Source organism: Xanthobacter sediminis (genome assembly GCF_043195015.1).
Lineage (GTDB): Bacteria > Pseudomonadota > Alphaproteobacteria > Rhizobiales > Xanthobacteraceae > Xanthobacter.
On the sequence record NZ_JBAFWH010000006.1, the window covers coordinates 118,104 to 135,827 of the forward strand.

16 protein-coding genes are annotated in these 17,724 nt (G+C 69.3%); 6 read left to right on the forward strand and 10 right to left on the reverse strand.

Annotated features, from left to right (window positions below; genetic code table 11):
• Positions 1–158 precede the first annotated feature (158 nt).
• Together V5F61_RS10045 and V5F61_RS10050 are read left to right on the forward strand one after the other, a co-directional pair.
• Positions 159–1,949 (forward strand): acyl-CoA dehydrogenase C-terminal domain-containing protein, encoded by a 1,791-nt coding sequence (locus V5F61_RS10045; protein WP_393988288.1) that lies wholly within the window; start codon positions 159–161, stop codon positions 1,947–1,949.
• 74 nt (positions 1,950–2,023) lie between these two features.
• Complete coding sequence (locus V5F61_RS10050; protein ID WP_393988289.1) at positions 2,024–2,335, forward strand: SCP2 sterol-binding domain-containing protein; 312 nt, start codon at positions 2,024–2,026, stop codon at positions 2,333–2,335.
• A gap of 7 nt (positions 2,336–2,342) precedes the next feature.
• On the opposite strand, the gene V5F61_RS10055 is transcribed toward V5F61_RS10050, so the two are convergent.
• From V5F61_RS10055 to V5F61_RS10065, 3 genes are all read right to left on the reverse strand, one after another.
• The gene (locus V5F61_RS10055) at positions 2,343–4,391 is read right to left on the reverse strand and encodes an acyltransferase family protein (RefSeq protein ID WP_393988290.1); all 2,049 of its coding nucleotides are present in this window, start codon (positions 4,389–4,391) and stop codon (positions 2,343–2,345) included.
• A gap of 190 nt (positions 4,392–4,581) precedes the next feature.
• A complete protein-coding gene (locus tag V5F61_RS10060; protein ID WP_393988291.1) occupies positions 4,582–6,645 on the reverse strand; it encodes an acyltransferase family protein in 2,064 nt (687 codons plus the stop codon).
• A gap of 108 nt (positions 6,646–6,753) precedes the next feature.
• Complete coding sequence (locus V5F61_RS10065) at positions 6,754–6,990, reverse strand: Lrp/AsnC ligand binding domain-containing protein (RefSeq protein WP_393988292.1); 237 nt, start codon at positions 6,988–6,990, stop codon at positions 6,754–6,756.
• A 199-nt stretch (positions 6,991–7,189) separates the two neighbouring features.
• Between V5F61_RS10065 and thiD the strand changes: the two genes are divergently transcribed.
• Both thiD and V5F61_RS10075 read left to right on the forward strand, forming a co-directional pair.
• A complete protein-coding gene (thiD, locus tag V5F61_RS10070; protein ID WP_393988293.1) occupies positions 7,190–8,005 on the forward strand; it encodes a bifunctional hydroxymethylpyrimidine kinase/phosphomethylpyrimidine kinase in 816 nt (271 codons plus the stop codon).
• A gap of 81 nt (positions 8,006–8,086) precedes the next feature.
• Positions 8,087–8,701 (forward strand): helix-turn-helix domain-containing protein, encoded by a 615-nt coding sequence (locus tag V5F61_RS10075; protein WP_393988294.1) that lies wholly within the window; start codon positions 8,087–8,089, stop codon positions 8,699–8,701.
• A gap of 16 nt (positions 8,702–8,717) precedes the next feature.
• On the opposite strand, the gene V5F61_RS10080 is transcribed toward V5F61_RS10075, so the two are convergent.
• The 3 genes from V5F61_RS10080 to V5F61_RS10090 form a co-directional block, all read right to left on the reverse strand.
• Complete coding sequence (locus tag V5F61_RS10080; protein ID WP_393988295.1) at positions 8,718–9,158, reverse strand: DUF1489 family protein; 441 nt, start codon at positions 9,156–9,158, stop codon at positions 8,718–8,720.
• 73 nt (positions 9,159–9,231) lie between these two features.
• On the reverse strand, positions 9,232–10,164 hold the full coding sequence (locus V5F61_RS10085; protein ID WP_393988296.1) for a hypothetical protein: 933 nt from the start codon (positions 10,162–10,164) through the stop codon (positions 9,232–9,234).
• Between the two features lie 187 nt (positions 10,165–10,351).
• Positions 10,352–10,564 (reverse strand): hypothetical protein, encoded by a 213-nt coding sequence (locus tag V5F61_RS10090; protein ID WP_393988297.1) that lies wholly within the window; start codon positions 10,562–10,564, stop codon positions 10,352–10,354.
• A gap of 186 nt (positions 10,565–10,750) precedes the next feature.
• On the opposite strand from V5F61_RS10090, the gene V5F61_RS10095 reads away from it, so the two are divergent.
• Positions 10,751–11,059: a DUF3253 domain-containing protein gene (locus V5F61_RS10095; RefSeq protein WP_393988298.1), complete on the forward strand. Its 309-nt coding sequence runs from the start codon at positions 10,751–10,753 to the stop codon at positions 11,057–11,059.
• Between the two features lie 3 nt (positions 11,060–11,062).
• Here V5F61_RS10095 and V5F61_RS10100 read toward each other — a convergent pair whose 3' ends face one another.
• From V5F61_RS10100 to V5F61_RS10115, 4 genes are all read right to left on the reverse strand, one after another.
• Positions 11,063–11,866, reverse strand: coding sequence for a YdcF family protein (locus V5F61_RS10100; RefSeq protein ID WP_393988299.1), 804 nt, complete (start codon positions 11,864–11,866; stop codon positions 11,063–11,065).
• Between the two features lie 121 nt (positions 11,867–11,987).
• Entirely contained in the window at positions 11,988–13,160 is a 1,173-nt protein-coding gene (locus V5F61_RS10105; protein ID WP_393988300.1) for an isovaleryl-CoA dehydrogenase, read from the reverse strand.
• 139 nt (positions 13,161–13,299) lie between these two features.
• Positions 13,300–14,334, reverse strand: coding sequence for a GTPase ObgE (gene obgE, locus V5F61_RS10110; protein ID WP_393988301.1), 1,035 nt, complete (start codon positions 14,332–14,334; stop codon positions 13,300–13,302).
• A gap of 68 nt (positions 14,335–14,402) precedes the next feature.
• Positions 14,403–15,407, reverse strand: coding sequence for an amidohydrolase family protein (locus tag V5F61_RS10115; protein ID WP_394104033.1), 1,005 nt, complete (start codon positions 15,405–15,407; stop codon positions 14,403–14,405).
• Positions 15,408–15,541: 134 nt separating this feature from the next.
• Here V5F61_RS10115 and V5F61_RS10120 point away from each other — a divergent pair, with 134 nt between their 5' ends.
• Positions 15,542–17,719: a primosomal protein N' gene (locus V5F61_RS10120; protein WP_393988303.1), complete on the forward strand. Its 2,178-nt coding sequence runs from the start codon at positions 15,542–15,544 to the stop codon at positions 17,717–17,719.
• Positions 17,720–17,724 lie beyond the last annotated feature (5 nt).

The following is a 17,724-nucleotide window of genomic DNA, read 5'->3' on the forward strand; positions in this document are numbered from 1 at the left end:
CGCCGAAAGCGAACAGCAGGGCCTCCCCCGCGCGGGGGAGGCTTTGGAAGGGAAAAGCCCTTCCCACAAACGACAAGCGGGATGAGGCGGGCGCAACGCCCCCACCCCCGTCCTCCCCCGCGCGGGAGGCATCACCGGAATATTCGGGAGCAAACGCCATGCAGGTCTATACCCCCCCGCTCCGCGACATGCGCTTCGTGCTGCACGAGCTGCACGGCAGCGCCGAGCTGGGCACCCTCCCCGGCCTGGAGGAGGTCACACCCGATCTCATCGACGCGGTGCTGGACGAAGCCGCCAAGCTCGTCACGGAAGTGCTCGCGCCACTGAACCAGAGCGCCGACCAGGAAGGCTGCACCTATGAGAACGGCGTGGTGCGCACGCCGAAGGGCTTCAAGGAAGCCTACCAGACTTTCATCGAGGGCGGCTGGAACGGCATCGCCTGCGATCCGAAATACGGCGGCCAGGGGCTGCCGGCCTCGGTGAACAAGCTGGTGGAGGAGATGCTGTGCTCGGGCAATCTCGCCTTCGGCATCTGCCCCGGCCTCACCCACGGCGCCTATGAGGCGCTGAAGGCCTACGCCTCCGACGAGCTGAAGGACCGCTTCCTGCCCAAGATGGTGGAAGGCGTGTGGTCCGGCTCCATGTGCCTCACCGAGCCCCAGTGCGGCACAGACCTCGGCCTGGTGCGCACCCGCGCCGTGCCGCAGGAGGACGGCAGCTACAAGATCACCGGCAACAAGATCTTCATCTCGGCCGGCGAGCAGGACCTCACCGAGAACATCATCCACCTGGTGCTTGGCCGCCTGCCGGATGCGCCCAAGGGCATCAAGGGCATCTCCCTGTTCCTGGTGCCGAAGTTCCTGCCGAAGGAGGATGGCACCCTCGGCCCCCGCAACGGCGTGCTCTGCACCGGCATCGAGCACAAGATGGGCATCCATGGCTCCTCCACCTGCCAGATGTCCTTCGACGACGCCACCGGCTGGCTGGTGGGCGAGCCCCACAAGGGCATGCGCGCCATGTTCGCCATGATGAACTCGGAACGCCTCTCGGTGGGCACCCAGGGCCTGGGGCTGGGCGAGGCGGCCTATCAGGCGGCGGTGGCCTATGCCAGGGAACGCCTGCAGGGGCGTGCCCTCTCCGGCGCCAAGCATCCCGACAAACCGGCCGACCCCATCATCGTGCACCCCGACGTGCGGCGCACGCTGATGACCATCCGCGCCTACAACGAGGGCTGCCGCGCCCTCGGCGGCTGGGTGGCGCGCGCGCTCGACCTCACGGAGCATGCCGCCGATCCCGAGGAGCGCCGGCGCGCGGAGGATCTCACTGCCCTCATGACCCCCATCGTGAAGGCGCTGTTCACCGATCTCGGCTTCGCCTCCGCCTCCATGGGCATGCAGGTCTACGGCGGGCACGGCTACATCCGCGACCACGGCATGGAGCAATATGTGCGCGATGCGCGCATCGCGATGATCTATGAGGGCACGAACGGCGTCCAGGCGCTGGACCTCGTGGGCCGCAAGCTGCCGGCGCACATGGGGCGCTACCTGCGTGCCTTCTTCCATCCCGTGCTCGCCTATATCGACGCCAAGATGGACGACGACGATCTCGGGCCCCTGGTGGCACCGCTCGGCAAGGCGTTCGGCGCGCTCCAGCTCGCCACCGCCCACATCGCCGAGAAGGGCCTGAAGGACCCGGAGGAAGCGGGCGCCGCCGCCACCGACTACCTGCGCCTCTTCGGCCTGGTGGCGCTGGGCTACATGTGGGCGCGCATGGCGGAAGTGGCCTTCGAGAAGCGCGACGGCGCGAACGGCGACGCCGCCTTCTACAACGCGAAGATCGCCACGGCCCGCTTCTACATGGAGAAGCTGCTGCCGGAGGTGGCAGCCCTGTGGGGCGCCATCAAGGCCGGCAAGGCGGCCACCATGGGCCTCGAAGAGGCCATGTTCTGACGCCTCCCGGCGCCATTTCCACGAACTTCGCCGCCCCTCCCGCCGGGGCGGCTCCTTTTTGCGAGGTGATTGCGATGGCCGATGTTCCCACCCTGATCGAAGCCATGCATGCACGCGCCGATGCGCTCAGCACGCTCGGCTACAAGGTGCGCTTCGACCTTACCGACAAGGACGTCTCGCTGATGCTGGACGCAACGGACGGCACCGCCAGCCTGGAGGAAGGCGGCGGCGATGCGGATGCGGTGCTCAAGCTCTCGTCCGACACGCTGGACAAGCTGGTGGCCGGACGGCTCGGCGCCATGCTCGCCTTCTCCACCGGGCGGCTGAAGGTAGAGGGCTCGCGCGGCGTGGCGCTGAAGCTCGCGGGCCTGCTCGGCGAGGACTGAGCCCGGCTCAGCGGGGCGGCACGGCACTCGCCTCCGCGCCGGGCGCCAGCAGGGATGTGATGAGCGCCCGAAGCCGCGCGTCCTTCTCCAGCTTGCCGGCACCAGTGATCGAAAGGTGGTCCGTGTCGGAATAGTAATGGCGCTCACCATCCCCGGCGATGCAGACGTCGCCGCGGCAGAAGACATCCGAGAGCTGGAACACGCTGGCCTCCGTGCCGGGTGCCACCGCCTCGGGCAAGGCGTCGTTGCCGGGGCCGATGGCTTCCGCGGCCAGACCCCGGCTTTGCGACAGGCAGATGGCAGAGGATTCCCCCGCCCTCTCCTGCTCCAGCACGCATTTCGGCGGTGCGGGCACGAATTCCGGCGGCTGGCCCAGCAGCAGCACCTTGATGCCGTGCGCGTTCAGGGTCTCGACGGTCCGGGCCAGCATGTGGCGAAACACCCGGGCGCTGGTGGCGGCGGACTTTTCGCCGCCCCCCTCCACCTCGTCGCTGGTGAGGGCGAATTCACTGCCGGCATGGCGTGTCCACATGCTCCAGCGGCCCACCAGGATGGCGAGCTGGGGCCGCATCTGCACGATTTCCTTCAGGGCAGCCGCATTGAAGGCGGCGCAGGTGGCCGCGGGAACCTTGGCCCGATGGACGCTCCCGCCCAGAAGAGGCGGGCATCCGGGCATGAAGGTCAGCCGCGCGGTGTGCCCCAGGCTGGCGACGATGGCGCCGATGCCCGGAAAGACCGCATCCGCATGGGAATCCCCCCACACCACCACCTCGTATCCGCCTGCCGCCCCGTCGGGCCCGATGGAGCAGCTCTCCAGCGTTCCCGCCAGGGTGCCGTTCCATTTGCGCGGCGGGTTCACGCAGGTGCGATGGAACGGGGCACGATCCGCCATCGCAGCCTCCGCCGCCGCGGCCCGCGGCGAAACCGGCCACAGACGCCCCCCGTAGCTCTCGAAGCCCCAGGCGACACCCGCCAGCAGAACAATGACGCCCCCGGCCGCCGCCAGCCGCACCGCGCGTCGCCCGCCCAGCGCGCAGGGGCGGCGCAGCGGAGCCTCCACGAAGCGCAGCGAAAGGGCTGAGAGCGCCACGGACAGGGCAACGATGCCGGCCGCCTCCCATCCCCCGAGCGCGCGGCCCAGATAGGCCCCGGCCAGCACCAGCAGCGGCCAGTGCCACAGGTACAGCGAATAAGAAATGCGCCCCACATAGACCGGCGTCCGCAGGCTCAGCAGGCGGGTGACGAAGCCCTGCGGGTGATGCCCCCCGGCGAAGATAAGCGCCGCAGTGCCGAGCACCGGTGGAAGCGCCGCGAGACCTGGGAACGGCGTGTGCCGGTCATAGGCGAAGACCGGAACGAGGATGCACAGCAACCCCGCCCATCCCAGCCCCTCCGCCACCGCCGGCGACGGACGCCGCCAGGGCGCGAGGGCCAGCACCGCTCCGGCCAGAAGCTCCCACGCCCGGCTGGGGAGCAGGAAGAAGGCGGCCATGGGCTCCGTTTTCAACGCGTGAACCGCATAGGCGAGCGAGGCGGCGGCGATGCCTGCGAACAAGGCCGCGGACCACCTGAGCCCTGCGAGCCGCACCGCCGCGAGAAGCGCGAGCGGAAACAGGATGTAGAACTGCTCCTCCAGCGCCAGCGACCAGAGGTGCAGCAATGGTGCCTCCTCGGCGCGCGGGCCGAAATAGTCCAGCACGTCCTCGAAATGGAAGTTCGCGACGAACAGGATGGAGGGCGGCACCGATTCGGCGAACTGCCGCAGCGCCCGCGGCGACAGCACGAGCGCGGCCGCGGCCGAAACCGCCACCAGCACCACCACCAGGGCCGGGAAGATCCGCCGGATGCGGTGGTCACAGAAGGTGATCAGCGAGAACCTGCCCGCCTCCATGTCCCGCAACAGAACGGAGGTGATGAGGAAACCCGAGATCACGAAGAAAACATCAACGCCGACGAACCCGCCCCGCAATGGCCAGAACCCGGCGTGAAACAACACTACGCTGCCGACAGCGACGGCGCGCAAGCCGTCGATGTCCGGCCGATAGGCCAGACTCATCCTTTCCGCCCCCAGCTCCGCGCCCCCGAAAAAGCGCCTTCACCGAAGGTCAAGGAATAGCCCGCGCCTGTCGCAACAGCAACGCGGGCAGGCACTTGCATATCAGCCATAAAGGCGATTTCGTGGCAGAGCCTACCTGACTACGGGCACCCAGGCGTCGCCACGGCTCTATCGGAGAAGGGAAGGCGCGCTAATAGGAGGCTGGCGGCGTCCGTCCCGCCGCATGTTCCGCCTCAGCTCGCACAGGCTGCGCGGGAAGACCGAGCAGTTCCGCCACGATTGCCCCGATCACCTTGGCGTCCCGCAGCTGGCGCGACCCGGCAAGCGAAAGATGGTTGGTATCGCTGTAGTAGAAGGCGTCGCCTTCGCCTGCCCGGCACTCCTTCGCATCGCAGAAGACCTGCGAGAGCCGTACGGCGCCTGTGCCCGGCACCTCGCTAACGACTTCGCTGATGACCGTGTCGGCGGGATTGAGGATCCGCTCTGCGCTCTTGAGGGGCTGGGTGGTGCAACCGGAGGCATCCCGGCCGAAATACTCGGCCCGCACCACGCAGCCTGCCGGTGCGTGCAGGTATTCCGGCGCCTGCCCCAGCACCAGCGCCTTTGCCCCGGCTTTGCGGATGTCATCGAGAGTCCGCCTCAAGGCAATGGGAAACGCCGCCCGGCTGCCCTCTGGGCTCGGCACGCGGGCCGCGGGAAGATCGGGCATGGTGAGGGCGAAATTTGCGCGCGCGTGGGTGGTCCAGAGGGACCACCGGCTCACCAGCACCACCAGCTTCGGCCGGGTCTTGTCGATCTCGGCCATCACGGCGGTGTTGAAGGCCGCGCACTCCACGCTGCTGTCGCCGACAATGGGCGCAGAGACCCCCACCAGCGGCGGACAGCCGGACAGCGTCAGCAGGCGGGTGCTCAGCCCCCTTTCGGCGAACATCTCCGAAAGGCCCCGGAAAGCGGCGCGGGCGTGGGAGTCGCCCCACACCACTACATCGACCTCCTTGCCAGCTCCAGGCGGCGTGACCGTACAAGTGGTGGTGCCGCGCATGAAGGCATCCGGACTGTCGCATGCGGGGAGGGTCTGCACCTCACGAATCACCGCTTCCGCCTTGAGGCCCCGCGGTGAAAGCGGCCAGAGCCGGCCATCGCGCATCTCGATGCCCCATGCACCGCCCACGGCCAGCAGCATGACGGCCGCAGCTGCGGCAAACCGCGCGATGCGGCGGCCGCCGAGCACCTCGCGGCGGCGCAGCGGCGTTTCCACATAGCGCAGCGACAGCGCCGACAGCGCGACGGAGACCGCGATCACCGCCATCGCCAGCAACGGCGTCGGCGCCCGGCCGCGGTACACGAAAACCAGCGCCAGCAGAGGCCAATGCCACAGATAGAGCGAATAGGAAATGCGCCCCACATAGACCATGGCCGGCAGGCTCAGCAGCCGCGCCACCGGCGCCTTGGCGGCATGGCGGCCCGAATAGATCAGCAGCACCGCGCCAAGCACCGGCGGCAGAGCGGCAATGCCGGGAAAGGTCGTGTGGCGATCATAGAAGAACACCGGCGCCAGCAGCGCCGCCAGCCCCACCGCGCCGAGCCCCGCCGCGATGCGCGGGCCCACGCGGGGCAGCGGCGCCAGCGCCAGCAGCGCGCCGGCCAGCAGCTCCCAGGCGCGGGAGGAGAGGAGGAAGAAGGCCCGGCGCGGCGCCTCGCTCAGCTCCATCTGGGAAAACACGAGCGACCCGAGCGCGAGCAGCAGCAGCCCGCCCACCGCCAGCCGCTTGCCCCCCAGGCGCATGAAGACGAACAGCACCAGCGGGAAGACGATGTAGAACTGCTCCTCCACCGCCAGCGACCACAGATGCAGCAGGGGCATTTCCTCCACCGCCGGGGCGAAATAGGATTCGAGCCCCATGAAGTGGACGTTGGCATAGAACAGCGTGGCGGGAATGAGCGAGCGGGCGAGATCCTCCATCTGGTTCGGCAGCAGGATGAAGGTGCCGAGGAGGGTGGTGGCCGCGAGCACCAGGAACAGGGCGGGAAGGATGCGCCGGATGCGGCGATCGTAGAACTCGACCAGCGAGAAGCGGCCTTTCTCCAGATCCTCCGCGAGGATGGAGGTGATGAGGAAGCCGGAAATGACGAAGAACACGTCGACGCCGACAAATCCGCCGCTGAACAGCGAAAACCCGCCATGAAAAAGAACGACACTGCCGACAGCGACGGCCCGCAGGCCGTCGATATCCGGCCGGTAGGCCAGGCTCATCCATCTTCCCCTGATCGGCGCACCAAAAGATGCGCACTCCCGCCGGCAAACAGATAGCTCGTGCGCGCCGCGACCGCAAACGCGCGCGGCGCACTCCTCCGGCGTGCCTCAGAAGGCCTTGTAGGTGATGATGGTGCGGGTGTCCTGGATGCCGGGAACCGTCTGCACCTTCTGGTTCACGAACTGCCCGATGTCGGTGCCGGGCTCCACGTAGAACTTCACCAGGAGATCGAAATCACCCGCGGTGGAATAGATCTCGGACGCGATCTCGGCATCGGCGATGGCGTCGGCCACCTCGTAGGACTTGCCGAGCTGACACTTGATCTGAACGAAAAACGGGATCACGGCGCACTCCGCTTGGAAACCGCCGGGCGCGCGGCGGCGCCACGCTCCGGCCGGCGTCGCCAAGGTGGACAAAAGCGCCTCCCGACGCAAGGGCGCACGGGCCGGATGCGCGCCCACCGATCTTTTCTGGATTCAGCGCCGAACGAAAATGCTCTAAGCGTGCGGGCTCGACGCCCGTTCGCCAGCAGAGGTCCGCGCCTTGCCCCATTCCGCGCCGCCCATCGCCCTCACCATTGCCGGCTCCGACTCCAGCGGCGGCGCCGGCATCCAGGCCGACCTGAAGACCTTCTCCGCGCTCGGGGTCTACGGCGCCAGCGTCATCGCCGCTTTGACCGCGCAGAACACCCTGGGCGTCACCGCCATCCATGACGTGCCCGACGATTTCATCGGCGCGCAGATGGATGCGGTGTTCAGCGATCTCTCGGTAAAGGCCGTGAAAATCGGCATGCTCTCGCGGCCCGGTGCCATCCGCGCGGTGGCCGCCGGCCTCGACCGCCACGGGGCGATGCCGGTGGTGCTGGACCCGGTGATGGTCGCGGCCTCCGGCGCGCGGCTGCTCGCGGATGAGGCGGTCGCCACCCTGATCGCCGATCTTCTGCCCCGGGCCGATCTCATCACCCCCAACCTGCCCGAGGCGGCGGCCCTGCTCGGCGTTTCCCCCGCCGGGGGCGAGGATGAAATGCACGCCCAGGCCCTGCGCCTGATGGCCGCCGGGGCACGGGCGGTGTTGATGAAGGGGGGGCACGGCACCGGCACCGAGAGCGTGGACCTGCTGGTCACCACGTCCGGCGTCTCCCGGTTCGCAGCGCCAAGGCACGCCACCCGCAATACCCATGGCACCGGCTGCACTCTCTCTTCCGCCATCGCCGCCCGCCTGGCGCTGGGAGACGACCTGTCGTCGGCGGTCGCGGCGGCTAAGGCCTACATCACCGGTGCCATCGATGCCGCCGATCGGCTTGCCGTTGGGTCCGGGCACGGCCCGGTGCACCATTTCTTCGCCCTCTGGCCCTCCTGAGGCGAAGACCTTTGTGGCCCGCGAAATGCGCGCTATCGTCCGAAACAGCGAACGCGCGTTCGGCAGAAAGGATCGCAGGCCATGGCAGTGAAGGACCGCGGGGGCTCACCCCTCGAATCGGGCGCGCAGGCGATCACCGGCCAGCTGGGTAAGACCATCCAGCGGCTGCGCAAGGCCTACAACCTCTCGCTCTCCGATCTGGCGGAGCAGTCGGGCGTCGCCAAGTCCATCATCAGCCAGATCGAGCGGAACGAGACCAACCCCACCCTCGCCACCGTGTGGCGGCTGTCCCAGGCGCTCGACATGTCCGTGGAGCGGGTGCTCGCCTCCACCGACGAAGCCCCCTTCGTGGAAAAGCTCACGCGCGCCGAAACGCCCATCCTGCTCTCGGAGGACGGCCTGTGCCGGCTTTCCATCATCGGCTGGATCAAGACCGTAGAGTGGCTGCAATATTACGACTTCCACGCGGAGCCAGGCGGCGAGCTCGATTCCGACGGGCACCAGCGCGGCTCCGTGGAGTGCCTCACGGTCGTCAGCGGCATGCTGGAGGTGGAGGTGGGCGGCGTGGTGGAAACGGTGAAGGACGGTGAGACCGTGCGCTACCGGTGCGACCGACGGCACATCATCCGCAATCGCAGCACTGCGCCCGCGCACGCCTTCATGGTCTGCCTGCTGAAGGCGGCCGTGCTGGATTAAGCCTGCGCCCCATCGCCTACAACAGGCCGAGGTGCTCGAGTTCCCGCCGCATCTCTTCCGGCATGGCGGCGGCGCCGTCTCCGGCCACGGAATCGAGGTCGCGCGGCACCTCGGAATCCTTCAGGTAGCGCCAGCCCTGGAAGGGACGGGCGGGCCGCGGCCGCACGCCGATCACCTGCGGATCGAGCACCAGGGCGCAGCGCCGCACCCCGTCCACATCCACGAACGGCCGCACATCCAGAAGGCGCTGGCGCGCGGCCACGTCTCCCTTGATGACCCAATAGAGCGAGCCGCCGTCGCGCAATTCCGCGATGCGGGTGGGCACCATGCGGGTCACATGGGTCTGCTCGAAGGGCAGGCCGGCGCGCGCGGCATCCGCGCGCCGGTCCTCGATCCAGTTCCGCAGATCCTCGATGGAGGTGGCGCCGACGCACAGCTTGATGAGATGGAGAGGCATGTCCTCTTATATCGCAGGAATGCGCCGTCCGCGCGGAACGCGATGCGGCCCCTCCCGGCACGCGACGCAGCGCCTATTGCCCGGTTCCTTCCGGCGCCTCGGCCGGCGGCGGCGGGCGCGGCACGGGGCGCGGCGCGGGCTGCGGCGCACGGGTGACGGCGGGAATGGCCGGCCGCTGCGGCGGCAGCGGGGCCACGGCCGAGGGCAGCGGCACAGCCTCAGGCGCCGTTTCCGCAGTGGATGCAGCCTGCCCGGGCACGTCCGCCGGAGCCGGCCCCCGCTCCTCCGCGGCCGGCGCGGGAACAGGCTGCGGCGCGGCCGTTTCCCCGGCACGAGGAGGCGATGGCGCCACCGGCTCCTGGTCGCCGCCCGCCCGCCACCGCGCCGCATGGGCGGCCTGCACGGTGGCGAACCTGCGGTTGGAAAGGTTCGCCACCGCGGGCGCATCCTCCCCGAGCAGGCGGGCCGGCGCGCAGTTCTGATCGGCGCAGGAGAAATCCTGCCGCATCACCTCGGCGACCAGGCCGAAGGGGTCGCGCGCCAGGGGCTGGCGCCAGACCTCCACCAGCGCAGCCAGATCGGCCGCGGGCGCGCGCCGCAACAGGACATCCGCGTCCGTAAGCACCAGCAGTCGCGCCCGCACCAGCGCGCGGGCGGCGACCACCGTCTGCGGGCGGGCAAAGACCACCTCTTCGCAGCTGGCGGCCATGTCGGGAAGGGTATCGAGGCAGGCGAGGCCACTCGCGGCCAGGGCCCCATCGAGCTGGGTGGCACGCAGCTGGAGCGCGCGGCCTTCTTCTCGAATTGCCTGCTCTGCGAGCTGTCGTTGCTGAAGCAGCAGCAGGCCGTAGCCGACCACCAGCAGACCGACGAGCCCCAGGAGCAGCGCCGGCAGGCGGAAGCTCTGCGCCCTGAACAGCAGGACGAACACCACGATCGCCGCCACCACCGCAGCGGCAAGCACCAGCCACCCCGGCACGACGCCGGGCAGGACGAAGGCGTTCATCGCGTCGACCTCCGGTGCAGGCTCGCGCGCCCAGAGGGCGTGCACATCAAATCATCATGAGCCTTGACGACTGGCAGGGCAACGCGAAGACGCGCCCCGACATGGCGAGGCGACGCAGGAACCGGGAAATTCCGCCCGCAGCGCGCCAGGACCGCAGCACGCGGGCCTGGGCGGGCAGTGCCGCCCCTCAGTTCGCGAGGGCGACGGCCTGCTCGAAGCCGCCGAAGAGATAAACGATCGCAACACCCAGGAAAAACGTGGTGAGCGCGGCGCGCGCCACACTCCAGCAGGAGCGAGTTCCGGTCAGGTGCATGATGAGCTGACGATATCCCTGTTTTCGGCGCCTCTCCGCATGGGTGCGGCACCGCGACGGCCACGCCTTTAGGGTTTTCTCAACCATGAAACAAGGGGTCACACGACGTGAGCGGAGTTGCCGCAATGCCTCCGCAATCACCCAGGAATCGCCACATTGCGGCGATGCGGCATATAACATTTTGTTTCGCTTCACGTTTCCGCTGCCGTGCAGCATGTGGGAGGGAGCTGACGCGCCCCTTCATTTTTTTCGCTTTTCCCCTACCAAGGGGGCATGACCAGCGACTCGCACCACGCCGCCTCCGACGAATCCCGCGCCCCGCGCGGCTTCGACCCGGAGGCCGTGACACAAGCCATCCTCCACCTCGCCGCCACATGCGGCCCCGAACGCACGGTGGCGCCCGCCGACGTGGCCCAGGCGGTGGCGCCGGGCGAGCATTGGCAGCGCGCCCTGCCCCAGGTGCGGCGCAGCGCGGTCGCCCTTGCCGAGGCCGGGCGCCTGCTCATCTATCGCAAGGGCAAGGTGATCGATCCGGCGGAGCTGCGCGGCGTCTATCGTCTCGGCCTGCCACGCAACGATTGAATCTCAGGGGCCGGGAAACACGGTGCGCGTCTTGCCGCCCAGGTAATAGGCGACAAGGCCCACCCACTCCTTCACCCCCACATCGGTGAAATCGAGCCCGCTGGCGGCGCGGGAGAAGAGGCCGTTCAGCTCGCTCGGCCCGATGGTGCGGAAATCCACGGGGTAGGCGACCACCGGAAAGTCCACCGCGCGAAAGCAGCCCATGGCGCGGGGCATGTGGAAGGCGCTCGTCACCAGCAGCCAGCGCTCACCGGGCTTCGGCTTCAGCAGCGCCTTGGCGAACTCAGCGTTTTCGGCCGTGTTGCGGGACCTCTCCTCGAACTCCACGCGGGCGGGGTCGATGCCCAGCGCGCCCAGGCTCTGGCGCATCATCTCGGCCTCCCGCCCATGACCCTCCGGAATGAGGGCGCCGCTGCCACCGATGAAGGCAAGCCGTGCATTGGGGTAGCGCCGTGCGAGATCGGCGAAGGCGATCACGCGCTCGCCCGCCTCGGAGAAGGCCGGCTGGCCGCGGGCGAGGCCGATGTCCGGCAGCTCCGCCCCGCCCAGCAGCAGCACGCCGGTGATGGGCTGGCCGTCATCATGAAACTGGGGAAAGCGCTCCTCCAGCGGCGACATGATGTAATTGGCGGCCGGGGAGAAGCCGAACACCAGCACCCCCGCGACGCCAACCGCCAGCAGCACCTCGCCCGCGCGGCGCAGGCCCGCGAGCAGCGCCAGCGCCGCGAGCACCAGCAGGATGGAGAGCGCATTGGACGGGGCCGCCACGAACCACGCCGTCTTCGAGATCGTGAAGAACGAATCCATGCGCCGCGCTCCCGTAACCCGATGCCTTCAGGCATAGCCGACCCCCCCGCGCTTGCGAAGCGCAAAGGGCAGCCGGCGCCGCGCGAAGGCGACACCGGCGGGTATCAGGACGGGAGAAGGCTCAGGCCGTCTTTTCGAACAGCTCGCGGCCGATGAGCATGCGGCGGATCTCGCTGGTGCCGGCGCCGATCTCATAGAGCTTGGCGTCGCGCAGCAGGCGGCCGGTGGGATAATCGTTGATGTAGCCGTTTCCGCCGAGGGTCTGGATCGCCTCCAGCGCCATCCAGGTGGCCTTCTCAGCCGCGTAGAGGATGGCGCCGGCCGCGTCCTCGCGGGTGGTGGCCCCGCGGTCGCAGGCCTTCGCCACCGCATAGACGTAGGCGCGCGCGGCGTTCATGGTCACATACATGTCGGCGAGCTTGCCCTGCATGAGCTGGAAGCTGCCGATGGGCTGGCCGAACTGCTTGCGTTCGTGGAGATAGGGCAGCACCACGTCCATGCACGCCTGCATGATGCCGATGGGGCCGGCGGCGAGCACCGCGCGCTCGTAGTCGAGCCCGCTCATGAGCACGTTCACGCCCTTGCCCACGGCGCCGAGCACATTCTCCTCAGGCACCTCGCAATCCTGGAACACCAGCTCGCCGGTGTCGGAGCCGCGCATGCCGAGCTTGTCGAGCTTCTGGGCGGTGGAGAAGCCCGGAAAGCCCTTCTCCACCAGGAAGGCGGTCATCCCGCGCGGACCGGCGGCCGGGTCGGTCTTGGCGTAGACCACCAGGGTCTCCGCGATGGGGCCATTGGTGATCCACATCTTGGAGCCGTTGAGGATATAGCGATCGCCCTTCTTCTCGGCGCGGGTGCGCATGGAAACCACGTCCGAGCCCGCTCCCGGCTCCGACATGGCGAGCGCGCCCACATGCTCGCCGGAAATGAGCTTGGGCAGGTACTTCGCCTTCTGCGCGGCGTTGCCGTTGCGGCTGATCTGGTTGACGCAGAGATTGGAGTGGGCGCCGTAGGAGAGCCCCACCGAGGCCGATGCGCGGGAGATCTCCTCCATGGCGATCACGTGCTCCAGATAGCCGAGGCCGGAGCCGCCGTATTCCTCCGCCGCCGTAACACCGAGCACGCCGAGCGCGCCGAGCTTGGGCCACAGGTCCCGCGGGAACTGGTTGGTGCGGTCGATCTCGGCAGCGCGGGGCGCGATCTCGGCGTCCGAGAAGTTGCGCACGCTCTCGCGCAGCATGTCGGCGGTTTCGCCGAGGTCGAAATCGAATCCGGCGGGACTGTTCGGCAGCATGTGTTTCCTCCCTCGGTCCCCTTCTTCATTGGCGCCGACAGGGCGGCGCGGGGACGCGGCCCTAGAATAAAACGGTTGTCCGTTTATTCAATGGGCAAGAGAGGAGATCGCGCATGGGGCGGGGCCACCGCCCCGCCGCTCAGGGCTGCCAAGGCTCGCGCGGCTCTGCTTCCTTCTCCTCCTCGCGGGCATCCGCAACGATGGAGAGCAGGGCGCGCAGCGCCTCCGGCACCCCCTGCCCCGATTGGGCGGAGAGCAGAAGCGGAGTCTTGCCGGCGGCCCGCCGAAGGCGTTCCTTCTGCTGCTTGAGGAGTTCCGGCGAGAGGGCGTCGATCTTGGAGAGGGCCACGATCTCGGGCTTCTCGTCGAGGCCGTTGCCGTAGGCGGCAAGCTCCGCGCGCACGGTCTTGTAGGCCTTGCCGGCGTGCTCGCTGGTGCCGTCCACAAGGTGCAGCAGCGCGCGGCAGCGTTCCACATGGCCAAGGAAGCGGTCGCCGATGCCGACCCCCTCGTGCGCCCCCTCGATGAGGCCGGGGATATCGGCGAGCACGAACTCGCGCCCGTCCACCCGCACCACGCCGAGGCCGGGGTGCAGCGTGGTGAACGGATAATCCGCGATCTTGGGCTTGGCGGCGGTGGTGGCGGCGAGGAAGGTGGACTTGCCCGCATTGGGCAGCCCCACCAGGCCGGCGTCGGCGATCAGCTTCAGCCGCAGCCAGATCCAGCGCTCCTGCCCCTCCAGGCCCGGATTGGCCCGGCGCGGCGCCTGGTTGGTGGAGGTCTTGAACTGGGCGTTGCCGAAGCCGCCGTTCCCGCCTTCCAGCAGCCTGATGCGCTGGCCCACCTCGGTGAAATCGGCGAGCACGGTCTCCTCGTCTTCGTCGAGGATCTGGGTGCCGGCCGGCACCCGCAGCACCACGTCGTCGCCCTTGGCTCCGGTGCGGTTGGCGCCCTTGCCGTGGTCGCCCTTCTTGGCCTTGAAATGCTGCTGGTAGCGATAGTCGATGAGCGTGTTGAGGCCGTCCACGCACTCGACCCACACGTCGCCGCCGCGCCCGCCGTCCCCGCCGTCGGGGCCGCCGAACTCGATGAACTTTTCGCGCCGAAACGAGACGCAGCCGGCACCGCCGTCGCCCGAGCGCACATAGACCTTGGCTTGATCGAGAAATTTCATGGGCTGGAGGTAGACGGGCCGCACAGGGAACGCAAGGGGCGGCGGAGCCCGCGGCCCCTTGCGGGCCGTCACAGTTTCAGGATGCGCTCCGCATTGGCATGGCAGATCCTGGCGCGCACGTCCTCCGCCATCGGCGCCGCCTCGATGAAGGCGGCGGCGGTGGGCGTATCCTCGTAGGGGTAGTCCACGGAGAACATCACATTGTCCTCGCCCATGGCCGCGACCGCGCAGGCGAGCGCGTTGGGATCGCACACGCCGGAGGTGGTGATGGCGATATGGCGGCGGATGATGGCGGAAGGCAGCTGCTCCGGCGGCAGGGGCGCGCCCGCCATGCCCTGCCAGCGGCTGTCGAAGCGCCACAGCAGGTAGGGCAGCGTCTCCCCCATGTGACCCAGGATGACCCGCAGCTTCGGAAAGCGGGTGAAGGTGCCGCCGAACACGAGGCGCAGGGCGTGGGTCGCCGTGTCCACGGTCCAGCCCCACACGGCCCCGCCGAGCTCCGGTCGCCCGGCGAGCATGGCGGGGGTGTCGATCATGTCGCCCGGATGGAGGTAGACGGGCACATCGAGGTCCGCGGCCCGCTCCCAGAACGGCAGGAACATGTCGGCGTCGAGATAGTGGCCGCCGGTCTGGCCGTTGATGAGCGCGCCCTTGAAGCCGAGCTGACGGACGCACCGCTCCAGCTCGTCCGCAGCGGTAGCGGGGTCCTGCATGGGCAGGTGGGCGAAGCCCGCGTACCTTGAGGGCCTCTTCTGAACCTCGGCGGCGAGCGCGTCGTTGGCCTTGCGGGCGAGGGCGATGGCCAGCGCGGCGTCCTTCTCCCCCTGCACGCCGGGGGTGGTCACCGAGAGCACGCTGAGCGCGATGCCCGCCCGGTCCATAGCTTCCAGCCGGGTCTCTCCGAAATCGACGAGATGCCGCTCGATGTCCGCGAACACGGCATCGTCGCTGGTGGGCTTGGCCACGTAGCGCTCGGCCAGCTCGGGAATCGTGAAGTGCTCCTCAAGGGCGATCTTGCGGACGGGCACCCGCGCGCCGGAGCTGGCGGCGCCTCCGGCCGGCGTCGAGGACATGGCCATCCCGGCCTCCCATTCAAGCTGAACCTTGAGCACACTAATTCAGCCGCCCCGCGCATGGCACAGGGAAAACGCCGCAGGCATCCGGCCCGGCCTTTGACCTTTCCATCCCGCCGGATCAAAACACGGGCATGAGCGCGCGCACCGTCGATGTTCTCCTGCCCCTCGGCCTCGACACCCCCTATTCCTACCTCCTGCCCGACGGCATGAGCCTTTCACCGGGAGACCTCGTGCACGTGCCGCTGGGCTCCCGCGGCATGACCGGCTGCGTGTGGCCGCGCCCCGCCGGCGGGGTGGCGATGCTGGACCCGAAGAAGCTCAAGGCGGTGAAGGCGAAGCTGCCCTATGCGCCCCTGCCCGGCGAGTTGCTGAAGCTGATCGACTGGATGGCAGACTACACCCTCGCACCCCGCGGCATGGTGCTGCGCATGGCGCTGCGCCATGGCGAAGCGCCGGGCGAAGCCCGCGAGCGGGTGGGTGTGCGCGCCACCGGCGGCAAGCCCGAGCGCATGACGGCCGCCCGAGCCCGGCTGCTCGAATTCCTCGCCGACGGCTTCGTGCGTGGGAAGTCCGAGGCGGCGCGGGAGGCGGGCGTCTCCCCCTCCGTGGTGGACGGGCTGGTGGACGACGGCGCGCTCGAGGCCGTGGTGCTGCCCCCGGAGCCCGCCGCCTACCCCCCCGATCCCGGCCACGCCGCCCTCCCCCTCTCGGATGTGCAGGCGGAGGCCGCCGCCACGCTCAAGGCGGCGGTGGCGGCGCATGCTTTTTCCGTCTTCCTGCTGGACGGCGTCACCGGCTCCGGCAAGACCGAGGTCTATTTCGAGGCGGTGGCCCAAGCGGTGCGGGACGGGCGGCAGGCGCTGATCCTGCTGCCGGAAATCGCCCTCACCCAGGCGTTCCTGGATCGCTTCACCCAGCGTTTCGGCGTGAAGCCGGCGGAATGGCACTCGGGCGTCTCCACCCGCCGGCGCGCGCGCATCCTGAACGGCGTCGCCTCCGGCGAGGTGAAGGTGGTGGCGGGCGCGCGCTCGGCCCTGTTCCTGCCGTTCCACGATCTCGGCCTGATGGTGGTGGATGAGGAGCACGACCCCGCCTACAAGCAGGAGGATGGCGTGTGCTACCACGCCCGCGACATGGCGGTGGTACGGGCGCGCCTGTGCGCGGCGCCCATCGTGCTCGCTTCCGCCACGCCTTCCCTTGAGACCGAGGTGAACGCGCGGCGCAGGCGCTACAGGCGCCTCGCCCTGCCGGTGCGCTTCGGTGGCGCGAAGGTGCCCGGCCTCACGCCCATCGACCTGCGGCGCGAGAGCCCGCCGCGCGGGCGCTGGATCGCCCCGCGCCTGGAAGCGGAGATCAACGACACGCTGGCGGCCGGCGGCCAATCGCTCCTGTTCCTCAACCGGCGCGGCTATGCGCCGCTGACCCTCTGCAACGCCTGCGGCCACCGCATGCAGTGCCCCTCCTGCACGGCTTGGCTGGTGGAGCACCGTTTCCGACGCCGCCTCACTTGCCACCATTGCGGCTACCAGGCCCCGGTGCCCGAAGAGTGTCCGCGCTGCGGCGCCAAGGACAGCCTCGTCGCCGTGGGCCCAGGCGTGGAGCGGCTGCAGGAGGAAGTGCAGGCGCTGTTTCCCGCCGCACGCACCCTTGTGCTCTCCTCGGACCTGCTGGGCGGCGTGGAGCGCATGCGCGCCGAGCTCGATGCGGTGACGAAGGGCGAGGTGGACGTGGTGGTGGGCACCCAGCTCGTCGCCAAGGGCCACAACTTCCCCGGCCTCGCGCTGGTGGGCGTGGTGGATGCGGATGTCGGCCTCGGCCAGGGAGACCCGCGCGCGGCGGAACGCACCTTCCAGCTCGTGCACCAGGTGGCGGGGCGCGCCGGGCGCGGCAAGACCGAGGGTCGCGGCTTCATCCAGACCCGCAGCCCCGAGCACCCGGTGATGCGCGCCCTCGTCACCGGCGATCGCGACGCCTTCTACGACACGGAGATCGCGGCGCGCGAGGAAACGCTGCTTCCTCCCTTCGGCCGCATGGCGGGCATCATCGTCTCGGCGAGCGAGGCCCACGCCGCCGAGGCCCATGCCCGGCGGCTCGCGGCCTGCGCGCCGATCGTGCCGGATGTGCGCATCCTCGGCCCGGCCGAGGCGCCGCTCGCGGTGCTGCGCGGGCGCCACCGCTGGCGCCTCCTGGCGCGCGCGCCTCGCCAGCTGGACCTTTCGGCCTATCTCAGGAAATGGTGCGACCTGGCGCCCAAGCCCACCGGCAACGTGAAGGTGGTGATCGACGTGGACCCGCAGAGCTTTCTTTAAGCGGA

Excerpts from the sequence above, each read along its gene's own strand:
- V5F61_RS10045 (WP_393988288.1), top strand. The coding sequence starts at position 159 with ATGCAGGTCTATACCCCCCCGCTCCGCGACATGCGCTTCGTGCTGCAC.
- V5F61_RS10050 (WP_393988289.1), top strand. The coding sequence starts at position 2,024 with ATGGCCGATGTTCCCACCCTGATCGAAGCCATGCATGCACGCGCCGAT.
- V5F61_RS10055 (WP_393988290.1), bottom strand. The coding sequence starts at position 4,391 with ATGAGTCTGGCCTATCGGCCGGACATCGACGGCTTGCGCGCCGTCGCT.
- V5F61_RS10060 (WP_393988291.1), bottom strand. The coding sequence starts at position 6,645 with ATGAGCCTGGCCTACCGGCCGGATATCGACGGCCTGCGGGCCGTCGCT.
- V5F61_RS10075 (WP_393988294.1), top strand. The coding sequence starts at position 8,087 with ATGGCAGTGAAGGACCGCGGGGGCTCACCCCTCGAATCGGGCGCGCAG.
- V5F61_RS10080 (WP_393988295.1), bottom strand. The coding sequence starts at position 9,158 with ATGCCTCTCCATCTCATCAAGCTGTGCGTCGGCGCCACCTCCATCGAG.
- V5F61_RS10085 (WP_393988296.1), bottom strand. The coding sequence starts at position 10,164 with ATGAACGCCTTCGTCCTGCCCGGCGTCGTGCCGGGGTGGCTGGTGCTT.
- V5F61_RS10090 (WP_393988297.1), bottom strand. The coding sequence starts at position 10,564 with ATGGTTGAGAAAACCCTAAAGGCGTGGCCGTCGCGGTGCCGCACCCAT.
- V5F61_RS10095 (WP_393988298.1), top strand. The coding sequence starts at position 10,751 with ATGACCAGCGACTCGCACCACGCCGCCTCCGACGAATCCCGCGCCCCG.
- V5F61_RS10100 (WP_393988299.1), bottom strand. The coding sequence starts at position 11,866 with ATGGATTCGTTCTTCACGATCTCGAAGACGGCGTGGTTCGTGGCGGCC.
- V5F61_RS10105 (WP_393988300.1), bottom strand. The coding sequence starts at position 13,160 with ATGCTGCCGAACAGTCCCGCCGGATTCGATTTCGACCTCGGCGAAACC.
- obgE (WP_393988301.1), bottom strand. The coding sequence starts at position 14,334 with ATGAAATTTCTCGATCAAGCCAAGGTCTATGTGCGCTCGGGCGACGGC.
- V5F61_RS10115 (WP_394104033.1), bottom strand. The coding sequence starts at position 15,407 with ATGTCCTCGACGCCGGCCGGAGGCGCCGCCAGCTCCGGCGCGCGGGTG.
- V5F61_RS10120 (WP_393988303.1), top strand. The coding sequence starts at position 15,542 with ATGAGCGCGCGCACCGTCGATGTTCTCCTGCCCCTCGGCCTCGACACC.